Origin of the sequence: Paenibacillus sp. BIC5C1, from assembly GCF_032399705.1 — a bacterium.
GTDB lineage: Bacteria > Bacillota > Bacilli > Paenibacillales > Paenibacillaceae > Paenibacillus > Paenibacillus taichungensis_A.
Genome location: NZ_CP135922.1, coordinates 1,297,514 through 1,318,190, shown reverse-complemented (window position 1 = coordinate 1,318,190; position 20,677 = coordinate 1,297,514). Strand labels below are relative to the sequence as shown.

General features: G+C 46.7%; 17 protein-coding genes. 10 read left to right on the top strand and 7 right to left on the bottom strand.

Annotated elements, in window-relative coordinates; genetic code table 11:
* The first annotated feature begins 83 nt into the window (after positions 1-83).
* Complete coding sequence (locus tag RS891_RS05940) at positions 84-452, top strand: hypothetical protein (protein WP_315794756.1); 369 nt, start codon at positions 84-86, stop codon at positions 450-452.
* A 38-nt stretch (positions 453-490) separates the two neighbouring features.
* Positions 491-700 carry a hypothetical protein gene (locus RS891_RS05935; protein WP_113054158.1) on the top strand — a complete coding sequence of 70 codons (210 nt, stop codon included), beginning with the start codon at positions 491-493 and terminating at the stop codon, positions 698-700.
* A gap of 176 nt (positions 701-876) precedes the next feature.
* Here RS891_RS05935 and RS891_RS05930 read toward each other — a convergent pair whose 3' ends face one another.
* On the bottom strand, positions 877-2,088 hold the full coding sequence (locus RS891_RS05930) for an MFS transporter (protein ID WP_076290204.1): 1,212 nt from the start codon (positions 2,086-2,088) through the stop codon (positions 877-879).
* A gap of 257 nt (positions 2,089-2,345) precedes the next feature.
* Between RS891_RS05930 and RS891_RS05925 the strand changes: the two genes are divergently transcribed.
* The 3 genes from RS891_RS05925 (at position 2,346) to RS891_RS05915 (ending at position 4,696) form a co-directional block, all read left to right on the top strand.
* The gene (locus tag RS891_RS05925; protein ID WP_315794755.1) at positions 2,346-2,993 is read left to right on the top strand and encodes a peptidylprolyl isomerase; all 648 of its coding nucleotides are present in this window, start codon (positions 2,346-2,348) and stop codon (positions 2,991-2,993) included.
* A 493-nt stretch (positions 2,994-3,486) separates the two neighbouring features.
* Positions 3,487-3,744, top strand: coding sequence for a YqkE family protein (locus RS891_RS05920; RefSeq protein ID WP_076290206.1), 258 nt, complete (start codon positions 3,487-3,489; stop codon positions 3,742-3,744).
* A 157-nt stretch (positions 3,745-3,901) separates the two neighbouring features.
* A complete protein-coding gene (locus RS891_RS05915; protein WP_315794754.1) occupies positions 3,902-4,696 on the top strand; it encodes an SDR family oxidoreductase in 795 nt (264 codons plus the stop codon).
* Positions 4,697-4,850: 154 nt separating this feature from the next.
* On the opposite strand, the gene RS891_RS05910 is transcribed toward RS891_RS05915, so the two are convergent.
* Entirely contained in the window at positions 4,851-5,612 is a 762-nt protein-coding gene (locus tag RS891_RS05910) for a YwaF family protein (protein ID WP_113054153.1), read from the bottom strand.
* Positions 5,613-5,948: 336 nt separating this feature from the next.
* Between RS891_RS05910 and RS891_RS05905 the strand changes: the two genes are divergently transcribed.
* Positions 5,949-6,923, top strand: a complete 975-nt coding sequence (locus RS891_RS05905; protein ID WP_113054152.1) for a ring-cleaving dioxygenase — start codon at positions 5,949-5,951, stop codon at positions 6,921-6,923.
* A gap of 102 nt (positions 6,924-7,025) precedes the next feature.
* On the opposite strand, the gene RS891_RS05900 is transcribed toward RS891_RS05905, so the two are convergent.
* The 3 genes from RS891_RS05900 to RS891_RS05890 all read right to left on the bottom strand — a co-directional run bounded on the left by RS891_RS05900 (position 7,026) and on the right by RS891_RS05890 (position 10,287).
* Positions 7,026-7,739: a stalk domain-containing protein gene (locus RS891_RS05900; protein WP_113054151.1), complete on the bottom strand. Its 714-nt coding sequence runs from the start codon at positions 7,737-7,739 to the stop codon at positions 7,026-7,028.
* 255 nt (positions 7,740-7,994) lie between these two features.
* Entirely contained in the window at positions 7,995-8,840 is an 846-nt protein-coding gene (locus RS891_RS05895) for a hypothetical protein (protein WP_315794753.1), read from the bottom strand.
* Between the two features lie 169 nt (positions 8,841-9,009).
* On the bottom strand, positions 9,010-10,287 hold the full coding sequence (locus RS891_RS05890; RefSeq protein ID WP_113054149.1) for a methyl-accepting chemotaxis protein: 1,278 nt from the start codon (positions 10,285-10,287) through the stop codon (positions 9,010-9,012).
* Between the two features lie 323 nt (positions 10,288-10,610).
* Between RS891_RS05890 and RS891_RS05885 the strand changes: the two genes are divergently transcribed.
* A complete protein-coding gene (locus tag RS891_RS05885; RefSeq protein WP_315794752.1) occupies positions 10,611-12,041 on the top strand; it encodes an aspartate ammonia-lyase in 1,431 nt (476 codons plus the stop codon).
* Positions 12,042-12,209: 168 nt separating this feature from the next.
* Here RS891_RS05885 and rpoN read toward each other — a convergent pair whose 3' ends face one another.
* Positions 12,210-13,514, bottom strand: a complete 1,305-nt coding sequence (rpoN, locus tag RS891_RS05880; RefSeq protein ID WP_113054147.1) for an RNA polymerase factor sigma-54 — start codon at positions 13,512-13,514, stop codon at positions 12,210-12,212.
* A 122-nt stretch (positions 13,515-13,636) separates the two neighbouring features.
* Positions 13,637-15,184 carry an L-glutamate gamma-semialdehyde dehydrogenase gene (gene pruA / locus RS891_RS05875; RefSeq protein WP_113054146.1) on the bottom strand — a complete coding sequence of 516 codons (1,548 nt, stop codon included), beginning with the start codon at positions 15,182-15,184 and terminating at the stop codon, positions 13,637-13,639.
* Positions 15,185-15,385: 201 nt separating this feature from the next.
* Between pruA and RS891_RS05870 the strand changes: the two genes are divergently transcribed.
* The 3 genes from RS891_RS05870 to RS891_RS05860 all read left to right on the top strand — a co-directional run bounded on the left by RS891_RS05870 (position 15,386) and on the right by RS891_RS05860 (position 20,617).
* Positions 15,386-16,309 (top strand): proline dehydrogenase family protein, encoded by a 924-nt coding sequence (locus RS891_RS05870; RefSeq protein ID WP_113054145.1) that lies wholly within the window; start codon positions 15,386-15,388, stop codon positions 16,307-16,309.
* A gap of 570 nt (positions 16,310-16,879) precedes the next feature.
* Positions 16,880-18,574 carry a sigma-54 interaction domain-containing protein gene (locus RS891_RS05865; protein WP_113054144.1) on the top strand — a complete coding sequence of 565 codons (1,695 nt, stop codon included), beginning with the start codon at positions 16,880-16,882 and terminating at the stop codon, positions 18,572-18,574.
* 93 nt (positions 18,575-18,667) lie between these two features.
* Positions 18,668-20,617 carry an AraC family transcriptional regulator gene (locus RS891_RS05860; RefSeq protein WP_258530702.1) on the top strand — a complete coding sequence of 650 codons (1,950 nt, stop codon included), beginning with the start codon at positions 18,668-18,670 and terminating at the stop codon, positions 20,615-20,617.
* Positions 20,618-20,677 lie beyond the last annotated feature (60 nt).

Sequence of the window (20,677 nt, the reverse complement as noted above, 5' to 3'; positions counted from 1 at the left end):
TACCGAATAAGAACCTTTACTAGATAACTGCCCAATCAAACAAACAACCATTAAATATAATCCACTAAAAAGGAGTGCTACTTATGTCAGACAGACCGATTAGTAATGAAGAGAGCGAACGTTACTACGACCGTTATCAGAGGTCACGTGATATTCCACTGGAAACTGAAGTTCCTGAAGGTGACATAGATACCTTTGATGAAGTTACGGGAAAACGTATCGATACTGAAAATACAGTGAATCCCCCATTTGTAACGGCTACAGAAGAGCCGGTATTGGAGTCACGGACAGCGGAGCCTGCACTTGAATCCGTACCTGATGCTGATCTAATTCAACCGAATAGTCCGGTTGATCCTGCCGCACCCGACCCCAATGCTCTTCACGGGACGGACCTGCTAAACGGCGCTGGGGCAGATGGGAAACCAGAGAACGACATTCCACCACGGCGCTAATCCTCTTGTCACAGCATGAATTAGGAGGTGCAGTCACGATGAAGGATAATCACAAGCGACAAGTACATGAGCCCGAAAATTTGGTAACCGAGCGGGATATTGATCCGAATTTTGGATTATTCACGGAAGACTCCTTTCCGGAAGCACTGGCGGATGAGGATCAACTTGATGCTGTTGAACATGCCATTCCGAAAGAGAACGTTGAAGGGGTTGAAGTTCCCCGAAAAGATTCATCCTCGGATAAATAAGAACGCATTACAGATTCTTTAAGGGTATAAGAAACCTCTTTGGTTAGAGGTTTCTTTTTGCTTTAATTTCGCTAGCAACAAAGACTGTATCCAAAAAAAGAGATGGCTACCGTATCCGTACGGTGCCATCCCTCGCTCTGATATCCGATAAACCATTTAACGTTTTACGTTATTGATTACTTCGCCAAGGGTTTGCCCGATCCCGGCAACTTCTCCTCCAGTCGGGACCATTTCGCCACAATGGCGGTAATTAGCAGCGCCACTCCATTGATGATAAAAATCCAACGAATCGGCAACCAGCCACCCAGAACACCACCGATTATCGGCCCCGCCATCGTACCGATTTGAGAAGCCGACTGATTCAGGCTGAATGCTCTTCCCCGGAAGCCAGGTTCAGTCACTTGCACAATCATTGCATTAATCGCCGGGAACACCGCAGCAAAGAATAATCCATACACAAAACGCAAGATGCCGAATCCAATATAGCCTGTAGTGAAAAACTGCAGCAGGTTACCGATCGCCCCACCAACGAGGCCAATGATCAGTACTTTGCCATATCCGATTCGTGAACCGATCTTGCCCCAACGCGGCGCCATAATAACCGTAGCTACACCAACTGCAGAGAAAATAATACCCGAGCTGAGAGAAGCACGATCGGGCTGAATGCCCATTTCCATCACGTATACGGTCAATAATGGCTCCAGAATCATCACGGAGAAGGTACATATGCCCATCATGCCAAGCACCGTAATAAACAATCGATTGGCCCTGGCTTCACGGATGTCATCCATCACATGAGAACGTGCCTTGTTCCGGTTGAAGTTCTCTTCTTTGACCCAGAAGGTTGCTATCAACGCCGAGACCAATACTACGATGCTGGAAAATAAAAACGCATTCCGGTTGCCATAATAGTGGCTTACGACCCCGCCAATTAACGGGCCGATTATACCTCCTGTTGCGCCGGCTGTTGACATGATACCAAGCGCATACCCTGTCTTCTCTTCCGGTGTATTGGTACCGACCAGTGCAATCGCCGCCGGAACAAACCCCGCAAGCAATCCCTGAAACAAACGAACCACGATTAGCGAATAGGGGTCCTGCACAAAATAATTGATCAAATACAAAACCGCAAGGCTGTATCCCGACCGGATCAGCATTGGCTTGCGCCCGTATTTGTCAGCCAGTGATCCCCAGAAGGGAGACACCAGCGCACTTGCCAGAAACGTGATGCCAAAGGCAAGCCCTGACCAGAACTCCAGGTGATCACGAACGCCCAGATCGCCACTCAGAAACAAAGGCAGAAATGGGATGGAGATTGAATAAGCGGTGCTGCAAAAAAACACACCAATCCACAAAATCACCAGATTACGCTTCCACGAGAAGTCCATATACCCGCACGCCCTTTCCGTTAATGACGTCGGGACTGCCGTGTATTGGAGCGGACGGAACAGACCCGTACGTCCCTGACTGCGGAAGCATTTTCCTTATTTTACACCTCTGTAAGCATTTACACCATCCCTTATCGCCCATAATATCCTGCCTTGCATTGCCATCTTGTCCGCAAAAACGGTATGATAGTTGAGGGATTATCCGAAAATAATTCTGACTAAATATATTATGCAGAGATGCAAGGGGGAACGTTCTCATGTCTTTTCGGTGGAAAAAAACAACAGCTGTGTCGCTGGTTCTAGCGATGCTGCTTATCGTCATTAGTGGTTGTGGACGCCCTTCAAGCGGCGCAACGGAAGCACCTGCTCCAGTGGAACCTACTGGCCCTAATCCTGTAGCCACAATTGAAATGTCAGATGGGCAGAAAATTGTCATTGAGCTCTATCCGGAGATTGCTCCAAACACGGTGAATAATTTTATCTCACTCGCCAATAAAGGCTTCTATGATGGCCTGATCTTTCACCGCGTTATCCCAGGCTTTATGATTCAGGGTGGTGATCCAGCTGGCGACGGTTCAGGAGGTCCTGGTTATGCGATCAAAGGAGAATTTACATCCAATGGTCACAAAAACCACTTGAATCACACGCGTGGGGTTATCTCCATGGCGCGGACAAATGATTTGGACTCCGCAGGTTCCCAGTTTTTCATCATGTTAGCGGATGCTGATTATCTCGATAATGCCTATGCCACATTCGGTAAAGTTACAGAAGGTATGGAAGTCGTTGATGGAATCGCTGCTCAGGAAATAGGTGCACAAGACAAACCGGTTACCGATCAGGTGATGAAAAAAGTCACTGTTGACACCCACGGTCTGGAATATCCAGAACCGGTAAAAATGCCTTAACCTTTGGAACAGATCTTAGTTATCCATCTTGATTCATAACCTGTAAGACAAACAAAAGCTCTGTCCTGCGTATTCACGCAAGGCAGAGCTTTATTCAATGTTAGCGTTTACATAAATAACTTTATAAAAAATGCCCTATTCTGGCACAACTCTATATGCAGCAGCTCTGCAACCCGCTGGTCTCAATACATCCATCCCATCAAACGCAACCACCCGATGATCGCAATCCATAGCGGACAGCTGAAAGCAACACCCCATGCAAGCCCTTTCAGTAAACTACGGTTTACTTCCACGAACAACGACTCCTTTCTCCCGGGAATAGTCGCAGTATCGGTAATAATATATGAATTTATACCCGTTTTCATTCGTCACGCAACTCCCTATTTCCTGCTTTTGTCCCTCAGTTTCATGGAATGGGTTTGGTGAACCTGATATAATATGTTTACTGAACGATAATGGAAGCTGATTCATGTTTTTGAGAGGAGATTTTTCTATGGCAAAATCCAAAAAACACCCCCCTGCTCCCAAAGCAGCACAGGATAAACCGACCACACTTAAGGATCTGCTGAGCAGTGATGTGTTAGAGAAACTGAAGGCTCAGGCTGATGAAGCCAAGGCTGCCGAGGCAGACCGCAAAGAGCAGGAACGCCTGCAGGCCGAAGAAGCTCGTAAAGCGGAACAGAAGCGGAAAGATAATGATTTTGAGTACCTGTTGAACAATAGTTCGATGGACTGGAAGAAACATAAGTAATTTTACAAGCAATCAGATCATTATAATCATAAAGGATGCAAACTGAGGGCCGCGATGCGGTCCTTTTTTATATGGATTCAACTGATTCACCATGCGGGAGTCGGGTATGTAGAGATAGAGAGTATACCGACAATCCATACGATACGGAGGGATAAGGATGACTGAACAACGTTTGCAAGGAAAAGTTGCGATTGTAACCGGAGGTGGCTCGGGAATTGGTCAGGCAACAGCCATTCGTTTCGCTGAGCATGGGGCCAAAGTGTTCATGCTGGACCGGACCCCGGAGAATGCAGAGAAAACCAAACAGACGATCGAAAACGCAGGCGGAGAAGCACACGTCATTGAATGTGATATATCCAAACCGGACAACGTACAAAAAGCAATCAATCAGGTAGCGGAGCAAGCCGGACAGCTCGATATTGTGTTTGCCAATGCGGGAATTAATGGCACGATGGCTCCCATCGAAACGATGGAACCTGAAGACTGGGATCAGACGATGGGCATCAATATGCGCGGCACGTTCGCAACTGTGAAGTACGCCATCCCCCATTTGAAAGACCGCGGCGGCAGCATCATTATTACAAGTTCGATTAACGGTAACCGCGTATTCTCTGGCATTGGGTTCTCTGCATACGCTTCCAGTAAAGCTGGTCAGACGGCTTTTACGAAGATGGCTGCATTGGAACTGGGCCGTTACAAGATCCGTGTCAACGCCGTCTGCCCGGGAGCCATAGATACGAACATCGATGATAACACCTATCCTTCGGACGATCTAAAAGAAGTACAGATCCCTGTTGAATTTCCGGAAGGTCATGAACATCCACTCAAAGGTGAACCTGGAACGTCGAAGCAAGTCGCCAATCTGGTGCTCTTCCTCGCCTCTGATGAATCTTCCCATGTGACCGGCACCCGGATCTACGTGGATGGAGCGGAATCTTTGCTTCGGGGATAAAAATTAGAAACATATCTCTGTGAAGTTAACAACCAAACATCCCGCAAACGATCTGGATATCAAGATCACTGCGGGATGTTTAGTTTGAAATATATCTTTAGAGAAGAACGAAGAACAGCCCCCGCTGCCTACCATCAGGACAAATGATTTTTAACTAGAGCGCTGAACTCTTTCCTCTCCTCACCCGATTATTCAGTCGCTCCGGAATCGCAAAGAGCAGGACGTACATTAGGGAGAACATGACTAACGCCAGTACCTCTTCCCCAAGAATGTACATGGGGTAGGGCCCCAACATGTCGAGTACTGAAGGCGTATTCGGTTTGTGTCTTAGAAACATATAATTGGCTTCAAGCAGGACATCCACACCGTATACGACCAACGCAGCCACGTTCACGAATATCATCGATCCCAGCACTGATCTCCAACTTGGACGAAGCTGTTCCACCCAAGTCATATAGAGCAAAGCCAGAATAATACAGGCGTGAGCAGTAAAAAATTGAATGAAACGAAAATGTGCATAATCATAACCGAGATTAGGGGTTACGATCGCCATCAAGGCTCCTGCTATTCCTGCGAACAGCAATGCAGAATGCAGCAGTCGGCTGCGTGTCAATAATAGCAGCGCAGATAACAATAGTGACAGACTGCATAGTTCCAGCGGCAATGAAGTCTGTAGACTCCATACATCCCCATATACATACCAGAGCTGAAGTACAATCTCACAGCCGAACATGACACAGGCCATCGTAATTCGAATAGTACGGCGTATGTTGGATGATAATGAGCGCAGCCGATTCCGAAACAGGAACATCAATATAATTAATGCAGCAATAAGGCTAATCGCCCATAGGTGCGAAGTGGAAAACAGCATAAACGGTTCTGCATCATAAGGGTCTAACCACTGAGGATAAGCCATGTGCCTCTTCTCTCCTTCTCATTACAGGAACACAATATATCTCTTTAATGTTAACTTTTTCATTTTGGCATTGAATGAGCAGACTGTCCAGATGGAATTCTAAATTAGGATTGTATTTTAAATATCTTTATGTTAAGATAAATTCAACAACAAAACAAACTAAAAGTTAGTAACTTTCTTAACGGAATATTATAAAATATATCTATGTTCTTCTATACATTTACACGATAACGGAGAGGACAGAAATAAACTGAAGAAGCTTTCCGATTGTTCTGTCATCGGAGTGCCTGTGTAAACACTCATTAGTTGAACATATATAACCAGGAGGAATTTATAATGCAAATCAAAGGACTTCACCATGTATCTGCACTGACTGCTCACGCCACTGAGAATTATCGGTTCTACACCAACGTCATGGGATTGCGATTGATCAAAAAAACAGTCAACCAGGATGATGTTTCAGTCTACCACCTCTTCTATGGAGATGAAAAAGGGAATCCCGGTACTGAACTTACCTTCTTTGAAATTCCAATGGCCGGACAGACACGTGAAGGCGTGAACAGCATCTCAGCAACGTCACTTCGTGTTCCTAGCGATGCAGCCCTTGCGTACTGGCAACAGCGTTTTGAAGAATTCGATGTTCCTCATGGAGAAATCACCGAACGTGGGGGGCGGGCCACTCTCTCGTTTACAGACTTTGAGGGACAACGTCTGATCCTTGTTTCTGATGAACACAATACAGGTGTTGCCGGGGGCAAACCTTGGGATCAAAGCCCTGTGCCTGTCGAGTATGGCATTGTCGGCTTAGGCCCAGTGCATCTTACCGTTAAAGATGCCTCTCTTACCACTCCAGTTCTTACCGAACTGCTCGGCTTCCGTCAAAAAGGAACCTATCCTGCTTTTGTCGCAGGCCAACCCGATGTACTCGTCTTCGAATCCGGTGAAGGTGGTAGCGGCTCCGAGGTGCATGTCGAAGAACGAAATGACCTTACCCAAGAACGCCCTGGTCGAGGCAGTGTGCACCATGTTGCCTTCCGGGTCGATAATGAAGAAGAACTGAAACAATGGGTGGAACGGGTTCATAATTTCCGATTCCCGAATTCCGGTTTCGTAGACCGTTTCTACTTCCGCTCCCTGTACTTCCGTGAAGCTAATGGCATTCTGTTCGAGCTGGCAACCGATGGTCCCGGGTTCGACACGGATGAAGAACTGGCTTATCTTGGAGAGTCCCTGGCATTGCCTCCATTCCTTGAAGGTCGCCGTGCAGAGATCGAAGCAAATCTCAAACCGCTCGATACCGTAATTCGCTAACCAGATCATACGTCCCAAAAGAACGAAAAAACGATTATCGCTATGCCAGTCCGGAATAACCGTCCGGCAATGCATAAGCGATAATCGTTTTTATTATCTCGTTTATTTTTTGGTTAAATATGAGGTCGTCAATGGAACAAACAGAGAGGAGCCCGGGGCCTCATCAACGATTTCAACAAAGATGAAATCTGTGTCTGCAACATCCACGTCTACCCCAATCAAACCGTCTTCAGGGGCAAGCGATACTGTCTTGAGCGTTGTATTGTTCTCGTCCATAATCTCAAGCTTCTGTGAACCGCCAAGAACAGCCAGATCGAGATGCAGCTTGGCATACTTTTTCTGGGTCATGACTTGGAAGCTCTTGCCTTGCTTGGCTGTGTCGGTATGCAGGTATACATCTTTGTAATCTTTGCCTTTGTACGCCGTTTCGGCCGGATCCTTGGTATGCCAGTCGGAGGTGCCCAAGGCTGCAGTTCCAAGCGAGCTTAATGTCAGCTTGCCAGTTTCGGATGGTGGTGCAGATTCATTACTGCTGCCAATGTTAACGGATGATGTTGCGCTGTCATACGTAATTTCCGTACCGAGCAGCGTGCCGACTGCACGCACTGGCAAATAGGTCGTTCCGTTGTAAGTAATCGGCAATACCGTTTTGCCATTAGCATCTTTGGCTGTTACCGTTGTCCCATTTAATTTCAGAGATATCTTGCTGTTCAAATACGCTTTGATCGGTTCCAGACCCGTTGCTGCAAGTGCTCCAGTGCCGATGCCGAGTGTTAGTGTACCCACCATTAAACCCAATACGACCTTCTTCTTCATTAATGATCCCTCCTGAAAGTGAAAGTATGAAATAGATGAGTTCCATCCTTTATACATTTAAACGACTAAAGTGTTTGTGTCAACCATTTCATGGAAAATTTCTGAAATAAAATTCGATTTTGGATAGCACAAAGCGAGGCTAAAGGTTCATCATTTTTTTCAGCCTCACCCGTTTCCCTCTGTCATTTCAGACCGTGGGGACATATTTTTTTATCATTGTTCTCATCAATGCCGCTCTTTTCTGCTTACTTCCGTTCAATCAAAAGATTCATAGTACTCATCCTCATACTCTTCCGTGCTGTATTCCAAGTCCACAGCCTGCCACTCGCCATCTTTATAGTAATAGGCAAAGTTTAGATCACCGTCATATAAACCCATACCATATGCACCGGATGCCGACACAACCAACTTGCCATTCTCCACACTGTAGTAAACAACACCGCCGAACTTGAGTTCCTCGTTATAAACTCCCTCGCTCGTGTCTTCCTCCATCAGAGAAGGTTCTGCATGTACACCATCAACGGTAACGTTGATCGTCACCTGACCTGGTGCAACACTGACGTTCGAATTTACATGCTGCTTTACAATTTCATCCAGTGATTGCATCTTCATCTCTTCCAGCGTATCTGGATTGATAATATGCGCTTCTCCCAGATAGATGCCTGTTCCGTGACCGGCTGTAAACAACACAACAATCTCCTTCTTGCCATCTCCATTCAGATCCAGTTCGTGCACTTCGGGTTTGTAGGAGCCGCCTTCTCCTTGCCATTTACTGAATTCACGTTTCTTGCCGTTCACTTCTAACACCATTCCGTTGTATATATATCCTGAACCTTCAACTTTCATGGGGTACAGTCTTACATTCTCATTTTCCGGAGCAACCGAAACGTACTCTCCCTTAACAGGAATCGATTCCTTCGTTGTAAATGCTGCTTCATTCATTGTTTCTATATTGGAGGCCACGACCGCTGAGGTCTGGCTGGATTGATCATCTATGTTAAGCTGTTTTTGCGATTCATTCATGGTTCTGGCAGACGAAGTTGTACTAATCGTCGCTACCGCCAAAATAATCATCAGCAGGATACCTGTCCAAGTTTTCAATATGCTGGGCTCCTTAATCTGTAGTGGAATACTACCATTATATCTTCATTTATCGCCCAAGCGTTGCGAATTTGTTAATGTTTCATAAAAAAATCTTTACATATTTCAGTTTCTACGAAAGAACGTTCGGCTTTAACCATAATAAGCAAAAAAACACCCCGGAAACAGCTCAAGGCTGCATCCGAAATGCTTTCGTTTTGTCCATTAATCGATCTGTTAACTGTCTTAACTCTTCAGCCGAGGATGAAATCTCCTGCATGATTGCCGTCTCTTCATGTGCCGCATCCATGATCCGTCTCGCCTCATCCGAGAATGATCCAGCTTTCCCTTGAATCTTTTTCACATGACCGTGCGTTTGTTCCACGCGGCTGGTCTGTTCCCCAATTTTGGAGCCGATTTCATGAGCACCCTTCATAAATACCTCTACCGTACCTGTAAGCTCCTGCAAAGTCTGATCAACAGAGATCGTGCGCTCAGATTCATTCACAACCAGGCCATGCTGTTCATGAATCAGTTGAGCTGTATCTTTAATCCGCTGTTGTACGCGGCTGATCAGCTCATTAATCCGATGCACCGATTGTTTGCTCTCATCTGCCAGCTTACGAATCTGTTGAGCCACGACAGCAAATCCTGCACCTTCTTCTCCCGCACGCGCAGCCTCAATGGAAGCATTCAGAGCGAGCAGCCCTGTTTCCTCTGCAATGTTTTTGACGGACTGAGTAATGGCTTCAATGTCCGAGGCTTCCTTCTCGAGCAGCACCATGATGTCTCGGGAACGATTGTGAGATTCCGTCAGCTCGTCCATTCCTTTCATCAAAGAAGAGAAGGTCTGTTTCGTATGATCTACCGAACGTTCCATTTGGCCTGACATCTCTGTCATCCCGATGGACTGACTGTGCATACGCTGAAAATCGTTCAACATCTCATCCGCTGTAATCAATGACTGATGTGATGTCGTCTTCTGCTCTTCCACACCCACAGCAATATGATCAACCGCATCAGACATCATTTCGATCTGCTCCGCTGCCTGGGCGATTGCTTCGCTAAGTGACTGTGCATTCTGTGAGGTAGTACGTGTACTATCTGTAATATCGTTTACAATACTTCTCAAATTAAAAACCATTACGCGAAAAGCATCATATAATACAGTAATTTCATCCTGTGTACGCCGCTCTGGGATCTCAGCTGTCAAATCCCCCGATGAGACTTGTTGTGCCGCACGGGACAAATGTACAATTGGACGAGTCAACCAACGAGAGGCAAACCAGCCCAGAATCGCATTCCAGCATACACCCATGATGAGTACGATAGATATATATAACCAGCTTGGCATGGAGAACGAGAGCCAGTCCTGAAGGAAAAATATAAAAAAGCCGCTAGTTCCGTACGTAATCAGTGAAATCAGTACCAAACCTGCGACGGTTTTTGCGCCTAAAGTCCATTTCATATTCACACCTCATAGTCCTTTTTTCCTATTTTACCAGTAGATAACCAAATAACATGTGATTTAGATCACTGAAAACGACAAATTCTCCCCCATCTAATTCATCATGCATGACTTCTCCTCTAAGTGGAGCATAATTGATAAGACGAGTTTTGACTGACTGAACCTTTGCAGTCTGCCAAGGTGATATCCTTAATTTAAATTATTTATCGGCAAGTTGGGTGAAATGATTTAGCTTGGCATCCATTTTGCTTAAATGATATACTGAGTGCGCTTCGGCATTGCCGGAGCAGACCTATTTTTGGATGCCACTGGAGGCGAACGAAATGTCTACATTGTCCACAAGGACGGAAAAAGATTTTATTGGAGAAAAAGAAATTCCTGCTTATGCTTATTACGGAATACAGACGATTCGGGCTGTAGAGAACTTCCCGATTACCGGCGTTCCTGTACACCGAGAGCTGGTTACAGCTCTGGCTGCGGTGAAAAAAGCTGCGGCAATCACGAATATGGAGCTGAAGATGCTGCCACGCAAAATTGGCGATGTTATCGTCATGGCTGCTGAAGAAATGATGAAAGGCCATCATTTAGATCATTTTATTGTTGACTCCATTCAGGGCGGTGCAGGCACCTCCATGAATATGAATATGAATGAAATTCTGGCCAATCGTGGACTGGAACTGCTATTGCAGAACAAGGGTGACTATTTCCACTGTAACCCGAATAACCATGTGAACATGTCCCAATCCACCAATGACGTGATCCCAACTGCACTGCGTATTGCTGCGTATCGGTTGTCTGAAACGCTGCTGGATACGATGAAAAGTCTGCAGGATGCGTTCCGCAAAAAAGAACAGGAATTTAACGATGTAGTCAAGGTAGGTCGGACACATCTTCAGGATGCCGTGCCTATTCGTCTTGGACAAGAGTTCGGTGCCTATGCGCGCGTGATCGGACGTGATATCGAGCGCCTTGAATTCGCAAATCGTCGCCTGCTCACCATTAACTTGGGTGCGACCGCTGTAGGTACAGGTCTCAACGCCAAACCGGAATACATCATTAAGGTAACGGAGCATCTGTCCGATGTGACAGGATTGAATTTGCAAACGGCTGAAGATCTTGTGGATGCCACACAGAATACGGATGCCTATCTGGAATTGTCGGCTGCACTGAAAGTATGTGCTGTCAGTCTGTCCAAAATCTGTAACGATATTCGCATGATGGCTTCGGGTCCACGTGCAGGATTCAATGAGCTTCGTCTGCCACCGCGTCAGCCAGGTTCGTCCATTATGCCAGGCAAAGTGAATCCGGTTATGGCGGAAGTGATCAATCAGGTATCCTTCCAGGTAATGGGGAACGACCATACGATCTGCATGGCCTGTGAAGCCGGTCAATTCGAATTGAACGTCATGGGCCCTGTTATTGCGTTCAACTTGCTGCAATCACTGAAAATCATGAATAACGGCATCGACGTCTTCACTCGTTATGCCGTTGAAGAAATGGAAGCGAACCGTGAGCGTTGTGCATTGATCATGAAACAGAGCTTTAGTGTAATTACAGCGCTCAATCCACATCTGGGTTATGATGTGGCAGCCTCCATTGTGAAGGAAGCATTGAAGACTGGAAACACTTTGCAGGAGATTATTCTGGAACGGGGTCTGCTGACGCCGGAAGAACTGGAAGAAATTTTGCATCCGGAGCAAATGACTACTCCTGGTATTGCAGGTGAGCACTTCCTGCATAATATGGAACGCTAGTAAGCTGTTTAAAAGCTTTTAAGTTCAACTAATGAATATTTACACTGACACTCCGATGACAGAGCGGCCTTTTGATCTCTGTTAAACCGAGACGAACAACCCCCGCAGACCGTTACCACGGCTCGCGGGGGTTACTTGTTTAGGATATATAATAAGAGTAAACACCATTCATGCCCATCGCTTACGTTCAAGTGAAGGCAATATCTGAAGCTCTTCCCTGTATTTCGCAACCGTTCTGCGGGAGATAACGATGCCTTCATTCGCGAGTAATGATGCCAGTTGGCTATCGGAGTAGGGGCGTTCCGCCCGTTCAGAACGAATCAGTTCTTTTAGTCTGAGCTTCACCGCCGGTGCAGAGGTCATTTCTCCGTTCGTTGTTTCAAGTCCTGTTGCAAAAAAAGCCTTGAGCTCAAACACACCATGCGGTGTCTGAACGTATTTGCCATTGACTGCACGGCTCACCGTCGACTCATGCATACCGATGGCCTCGGCAATGATCGCCAGATTGAGCGGCTTCAATCCGGCAGGTCCTTCACGCAAAAAAGGTTCCTGTTCACTCATGATCGCCGCCAGGACACGCATCAGGGTTCGGCGACGCATGCCCACGCTGCGAATGATCGCTCTTGCCTCTGCTGCCCGACCTAACCAGACCTCGTCTGCATCATTCTTCCTTATCCAGCGGCAACAAGCTTCATTCAGGGATACCCGCGGCACACCCGCAGAATTTAAACGTAGAGAAAGCTCATCACCCTTTATCTGCACAACGGCATCCGGAATAATATAATGTGCACGTTCCGTACACCCGACGGATCGACAAGGTTTCGGGTCAAGACAAGCAATATAGTCATAGGCTGCCTGAGCCTGCTGCGACGTAATCCCCAGTCTTGTTCCCGCTCTTCCTGGATGGAAACGAACCAACTCTTCCAGCCCTTTCTCCACCATGTGCTCCGCATGCTGGTTAGCTACTGGATCACGCCTAATCTGAAGCAACAAGCATTCACGCAAATTTCGTGCGCCCACACCTGCGGGGTCCAGCGATTGTAGAATATGCAGAGCAGCTTCAGCTTCCGGCATCGATACACCTCTTGCCGATACAACATCCGTCAATTCCATCGTCAGATAGCCATCATCGTTGACACAACCAGCTAAATACATAGCTGTTGTCTCCATTGCTCGTGGAACATTCTGCAACCGAAGCTGAGATATCAACAGTTGTTCAAGTGTAGGTTCAGCCTCTTTCATCTGTAACAGTGGATCATAAGAGGAGAACCTCTCCTGACTCAATCGTCGGGGAAGACGGGTGCGCAGGGTAGAGGGCTCTTCTAGCTCAAGCACCGGATTTTCATCCGCAGCTTCCTGCAAATATCTAGCCAATTCCTGACCCGATAAGGTCAGCAGATGAATGGATTGCTTCATCTCCGGCGTAATGGATAATCGAATACGCCCCTCCTGCACCAACTGAAATCCTAACATCCGTCTCCCCCCTTAAGCGCTGCTCAAGCTACTACAGTATACTGACGAACAAAGACTATTTTCAGGAAATGATAGCATAAAAACCAAGTGATTGTCAGCGGGCCCAAACCCAATTTCTCAACTTAATATTTCTCCGATACCAACTTCGCTTGGGTGAACAGCAGCAAGTAGTCCCTTCCCCCTGCCTTGGAATCCGTTCCTGACATATTAAACCCTCCAAATGGATGTGTCCCCACCAGTGCACCTGTGCATTTACGGTTGAAATATAGATTACCCGCAAAAAATTCCCGTCTGGCTTGTTCCAGATGTTCGCGATTGCGAGAGATCACTGCACCTGTCAGTCCATAATCGGTATTATTGGCAATATCCAGTGCATCCCCGAAAGATTCTGCCTTGATAAAGGCCAACACCGGTCCGAAAATCTCCTCCTGTGAAATCCGTGCTTGCGGGTCCACATCAGCAATAATGGTCGGTTCAATGAAATAACCTGCCTCGTTCCCAGTACTACCCCCGAGTACAAGGCGTCCTTCACCCTTGCCTATTTCAATATATTCTGTGATCTTGGCATACGCCTTGTCATCGATAACCGGACCTACCTGATTTCCGACTTCAAGCGGACTACCCATGCTCAGCTGCTTGGTTCGTTCAATCACTTTTTGTAATACCTCGTCATATACATCTTTATGAATAATGGCACGGGAACACGCAGAGCACTTCTGTCCCGAGAAGCCAAACGCGGAAGCTGTGATGGATTCTGCGGCCAATTCCAGATCACTGTCGCTATCTACAACAATTGAGTCCTTGCCGCCCATTTCAGCAATCACCCGTTTAATCCATTTTTGTCCCGGCGCGGTGCGTGCTGCACGTTCATTGATCCGCAGACCGACATCCCGGGAGCCTGTGAAGCTGATGAAGCGGGTGAGTGCATGGTCCACCAGATAATCGCCAACTTCGCTTCCAGGTCCTGGCAAATAGTTCACTACGCCGTCCGGCACACCCACTTCGGCAAGTAGCTCCATGAATTTGGCGGCAATTACCGGTGTTGTACTGGCTGGCTTCAATACAACCGTGTTGCCCGATACCAAAGCAGCAGAAGTCATGCCCGCCATAATCGCGAGCGGGAAGTTCCATGGCGGAATTACAATCCCCACACCAAGCGGAATATAACTCAATTCATTATCTTCGCCTGCAATTCTTGTGAGCGGCTGCGGTTCACTCATACGCTGCATCTCACGGGCGTAAAACTCCATAAAATCAATAGCTTCCGCTGTATCCGCATCCGCTTCTGGCCATGTTTTGCCTGCTTCGTACACCATCCAAGCGGAGAATTCATGCTTACGACGCCGCATGAGCGCCGCTGCTTTGTACAAATAACGGGCACGTTCATTCGGGTCCGTATGTTTCCAGGTGCGGAATGTTTCCGCAGCCGTTTGGATGGCCTGCTCGGCAAGCTCTTGATCAGCCTGATAGATCTTTCCGACAATCTGATTTTTGTACGCAGGATTCACGGAGGATAACGTGCGGGCGCTTGTTATTTTTTGTCCACCAATAATAATGGAGTATTCTTGCCCAAGTTCAGCCTCCACCTTACGAAGTGCGTTCTCAAAAGCTTCCCGGTTGGCCGGGACTGCAAAGGATGTGAATGGTTCGTTAACAAAAGGGATATTCATGAATGATTTCCTCCTTCAGATGTGGGGGTTCGCTGACTGTTTGCCTGAGCTGCCATGCATTTTACTCATCACCAAATATATGTAGCAAGATCCATGCCAACTCCGGTTGAAGAGGAATATTTTTTATGCAGAATAACCTTGGCATGATTATTGCTTGATAACTTTGTTATAAAGAAACATGATCCATAAGGAGGAACCCCGATGAGTATCGGAACGGAAATGTACCGTAAAACGCTGCTGACCGTCGCAGGCAATAAAGCTGTGGAGAATCTCTCCATCAAATACGGCAAAAAGCTGGCTGGCAAGTTTATCGCAGGCAACACACTGGAAGAAGCTCTCGAAGAGATTCGGGTACTCAACAACAAAGGCATTATGGCTACACTGGATCATCTGGGCGAGGGCATTACCCATTTAAGAGAAGCTGGGCTGTATCGTGATGAGTATATACGTCTGGTGGAAGGCATTGCCCGTCAGGGTGCGGACTCCAATGTCTCGCTAAAACCAACCCAAATGGGACTCGCGCTGGACCCTGAGGAAGGTTATCGAAATATACGTGCCGTTGCCACCCAAGCGAAGCTGCATCATCTGTTTGTAAGGATCGATATGGAGGACAGCCCGTTTACCCAAGCGACTTTGGATATTGTGCGCCGTCTACACTCGGAAGGACTGGATAATACAGGTACGGTATTGCAGGCTTACTTGCATCGTACCGTGGAAGATACACGTGATATGATTCGGGAAGGAATCCGGCTGCGTCTGGTCAAAGGTGCTTACAAGGAACCTGCATCCGTAGCTTATCAGAACACTTCAGAAGTGATTGATCAATTCAAAACGATGATTCGCAATCATCTCGATCAGGGTGTATATACTGCGGTTGCCTCACATGATGACCATATTATTGCCTGGACCAAGCAATATGCGAAAGATCGTGGAATCTCCCCGGATGCATTTGAATTTCAAATGTTGTACGGCTTGCGTATGGGCGAACAGGAACGCCTGGCCAGAGAAGGATATCGCATTCGTTGTTACGTACCCTATGGAACCATGTGGTACCCGTACTACACCCGCCGTCTGGCCGAGAAACCAGCAAATCTCTGGATGGTGGTCAAAAACATGTTCAGATAATCCCATTGCTGAATCCATTGATCCAAAACACAATAATGAGAACACAAAAACCATGCTGCCACTTTCTTTCAGCACATGGTTTTTTTCTGTCGTGTATAACATCCCAGAGCATCCCACTTTTCTTCTCTTCGACCCATCTCTTAATGTCTAAAAAATGAGCATCCCCAATTTAAAATGTCTACTTTTCTGGACACAACCCTTTTGTGTTCTTGCGTAAACTTCGCTCATTCCGAGTCATATTGTTTGAAACCTGCCAGAAAAAAACCGTCTTCAATGTCAGTTATAATCACTCAAAACTCACTCTAAAAGCGAATCACTTCATGTAAATTAACAATTATTCCTAAACTGCAAAAATGAAAGCGCATAACAATAATAATAAATCCATAATCTTCTCTTCTACATCGACAACATGTATGCTTCATGTCAAAAAATATATACACACTGCATTTGGAAGGCTATAATATGGGTAACCATCATTCTCCCAATCATTTCATATGCAGACCACTTGTTAGCATTTCCTGGAACAGGTGTAGTTTCCGAAAGTTATGCTCTAGCTGAGGTGATATACCGATGAAACATTTACTTCCAGACTTGATGACCTTATTACGTACAGATATGAGAACCCTGGATGCAGGCCTCTCCATGACTGTCATCTCTTCCTCTACAACGTTGGCAGAAGCATTACCGCTATTCAACACAAGTCCTTATCTGTTAATTCAGGATGATGGACCTCTATTGGGCTATATCGCTGTATCCGATGTTTTACAAGAAATGATGCATGCTCATCGGCTTATGGAAGCTTATTTTGAGACCACACTGGAGACGGCAGGCTCAGCTCTGACATTGATTAATGAAGAAGCAAAGGTGACCTACTGGACATCGGGTGCGGAGCATGTTTTTTCCATTCACAAAAAAGATATCATTGGAAAACCGGCAGCGGATTTCTTCCCCCCGGATCGCCTTCAATCACTCAAAACGTTGTATACAGGAGAAACTGTATATCGAAAGCAGCACCAGCCAAGACCCGATTTGTTCGCACTCATTAATGCACGTCCGGTACATCTCGATGGACGTATTGTAGGCGCGGTTGCCGCCGAAGTGGATATAACAACCGAAATCCGTCTACATCAAGAGTTATTACATATGACATCCAAAGTCCAGCATCTGGAGAAAGCCGTTGCCCGTCTGCGCCCGGATTCCGATCCATTTGCCCGAATCAAGGGCAGCAGTCCTGTAATTAACCAGTGTCTGGAGACTATTCGCAAGATTAGTACCACCTCAGCTACTGTACTCATTCTTGGAGAAAGCGGAACGGGCAAGGAGCTATTCGCCAAAGCCATTCATGACCTGCGAGAACCGCAAACAGCGCCATTTATCGCCATTAACTGCGGAGCTATTCCTGGTTCATTATTTGAGAGTGAATTATTCGGGTACGAAAAGGGTGCATTTTCAGGGGCTGATCCCAAAGGAAAAAAAGGGAAAATTGAACTCGCTGAAGGCGGCACGCTCTTTTTGGATGAGATAGGAGAAATGCCGTTGGAGCTTCAGGTGAAGCTATTACGTGTATTGCAGGAGAAAAGTTACTTCCCTGTTGGTGGAACACGCATGAAACAGGCAAGCTGCCGGATTATCGCTGCAACCAATCAGAATCTGCTGGGCATGATTGCCCGCAATCAGTTCCGAGAAGATCTTTACTATCGACTGAATGTCATTAATCTCGTCATTCCTCCCCTGCGTATGCGCAAGGAAGATATTTACGAGTTGACACAGACCTTCCTGCAAGAGTTTTCCTTGCTCTATAATCGTCATATTGAACTGGTTCCTCCTGAGGTGTTCAAGCTGTTATTCCAGTATGACTGGCCGGGTAATGTACGGGAATTAAGAAATGTGATTGAACGAATCACCATTCTCACCACGGATGGCGAGGTTAAGCCTGAATATCTCCCTGACACCTTCATTTCATCCGTGGATCAGGCAGCATCCATTTGGCACGAGACGGTGCAGCTTCATACTCAGCCTCGTCTTGAATCGGGATCGTCTCCTTTCCCAGGTAGCACGGACCCACCTGTTCCAATACACGAAGGAAAAAGAGAGGAGTCGACGGATATGTCGACCCTATCGTATCAGGAACATTTGGACGCCTATGAGTCGAAACTTCTGCTCCAATATCTGCAAGCCGCCGGAGGCAACAAAAGAACGCTCGCCCGGCAGCTCGGCATCTCAAGAGCAACGCTCTATAACCGCATGAAGAGGCTCGGTCTATGACCAGCCTCTTCATGTCGTTATAATGAATGATACATAGAATGGTTAAGCCTCGATGAAGAAGGTTGGTTATAGCACATGGAGATACAGAATCACATGATGTTGTGGAATCACGCTTCCTTCAACATATTTGATATCCGCCGTGTGGTAGTCCGAGCAGGTCAGACTTCGCGTCCCTATGTCTTACCTGCCAGTGTCTTTATCATGTCTGTCCGCGGAAGCGCTCAGATTATACTCGATGAGACATCACACAATACACGACGTTTTCAGATATTCCATGCGGGTAAAGGAAGCATTCTGAACGTAGAAGCCGGACAAGAAGAGTTCGAATATTATTGCGTTTATTATAAAGCAAAACTTTCACTGCCAGCCCATAGCGAACTTGCAGCACTAGCTGATCGTCTGCGTCCTTTCCACGTTACCTACAGCCTAATCCCTGCGGAACCTGTTATACTCTATCGCTGTTTGACGGACATGCATAAGGAATGGGGCAAAGCCGAAGCGCTTGGACATTTGCGTGCCAAGAGCCTGCTTTTTCAATTCATCACTGAATTGATGAATCAGATGCAGACTCAAGGTGTACGTTCTCAGAAACGCGATCTGGCTGCGCAAATCATCACGATTATTCAGTCTCGATACGCCGAAGCCATTACGCTGGAATTACTATCAGAGAACCTGAATTATAGCGTTCCGCATCTCTCCTCCTATTTTAAAAGCCGGACCGGACTCAGCCCGATTGATTATCTCATTAAAGTACGGATCGAAAAGACGGCAGCATTGCTGCTGGAGACGGATGCCACCTTAAAAGAGATTGCATCCAGCGTTGGTTATCAGGACCCCTACTATCTGGGCAGGTTATTCAAAAAGTATAAAGGTGTCTCTCCCTCACATTTCAGAGCGGACCATAGAGCCACCCAACGAGAAGATAGTCCTTCTACAACCATGAGATTATCCATTGGCCCTCCAAAACCCCTCAGCTATACTGTTGTAGATGATAATGATTATCAACGAGCTAGGGATAGAGAGGACGAATTGAACATGTATAGAGGATCAAGACCACCAATTACGGCGGTATTATTGCTTAGCTTTATGCTGTTGGTCAGCGCTTGCGGGACGGAGGCTACAGGTAATAGCTCCTCGGGAGCAACAGAGAATGCGACAACTCCGACCAATACCAAACAAGGACAAACTGCTGGAACTACAACTGCCGAGCAACCACAGACCAAAACCGTGTCCACGGTTACAGGAGATATTGAAGTCCCATTGCAACCCAAACGAATTGTAGCGGGTGAATACTTGGGCAGTCTGATCGCTCTGGGTGTAACTCCTGTCGGAACATCAAGTCACCACATTGCGAACCCCTACCTGCATGATGCGCTGAAAGACGTGGAGGATCTGGGAGATGGCAACGGCAACCTGGAGAAGATTGCTGCCATGGAGCCGGATCTGATTATTATGGATGATATGTACGCTGAAATGAATGAGCAGTTAACTAAAATTGCTCCGACTGTAATCGTACCCTATGCCTCATTCAAAACCGTGCATGAAGAAGTCAGTTATTTCGGTGAGCTACTAGGTAAGCAAGAGGAAGCAAAGGCATGGCTTGCCGATTATGACCGCCGCACAGCCGCAGCGAAAGAACGAGTGCTCCAGGTTATCCCTGCCGATAGCACATTCTCCATTCTGGAATATATGGGGAAAGATATTTCAACCGTTGGCGCCAACTATGGCAAGGGCGGACCCGTAATATACAATGTGCTTGGTTTCAAACCTCCAGCTGAGGTAATCGCTGAGTTAGCCGATCCAGGCTGGGCAAGTCTCTCCACGGAAGTTTTGCCTAAATATGCTGGGGATTATATCGTTCTAACGACAGATAACCAGACGATAGAAGATTTAAAGGCTGACCCCATCTGGGGACGATTGGACGCCGTCAAAAATGATCATGTATATATCTGGGGTGCCGATCGCTCCTGGTATTGGGACCCCATTGCCATTCTCACCCAAACGGAAGAACTCGCCGCTTGGTTAGTAGGAACAACGCATTAACGCTTCAATTTCAATAACCAAAGCCTCACTGACCCTGTATCTCATGGTCATCTGCTTGAG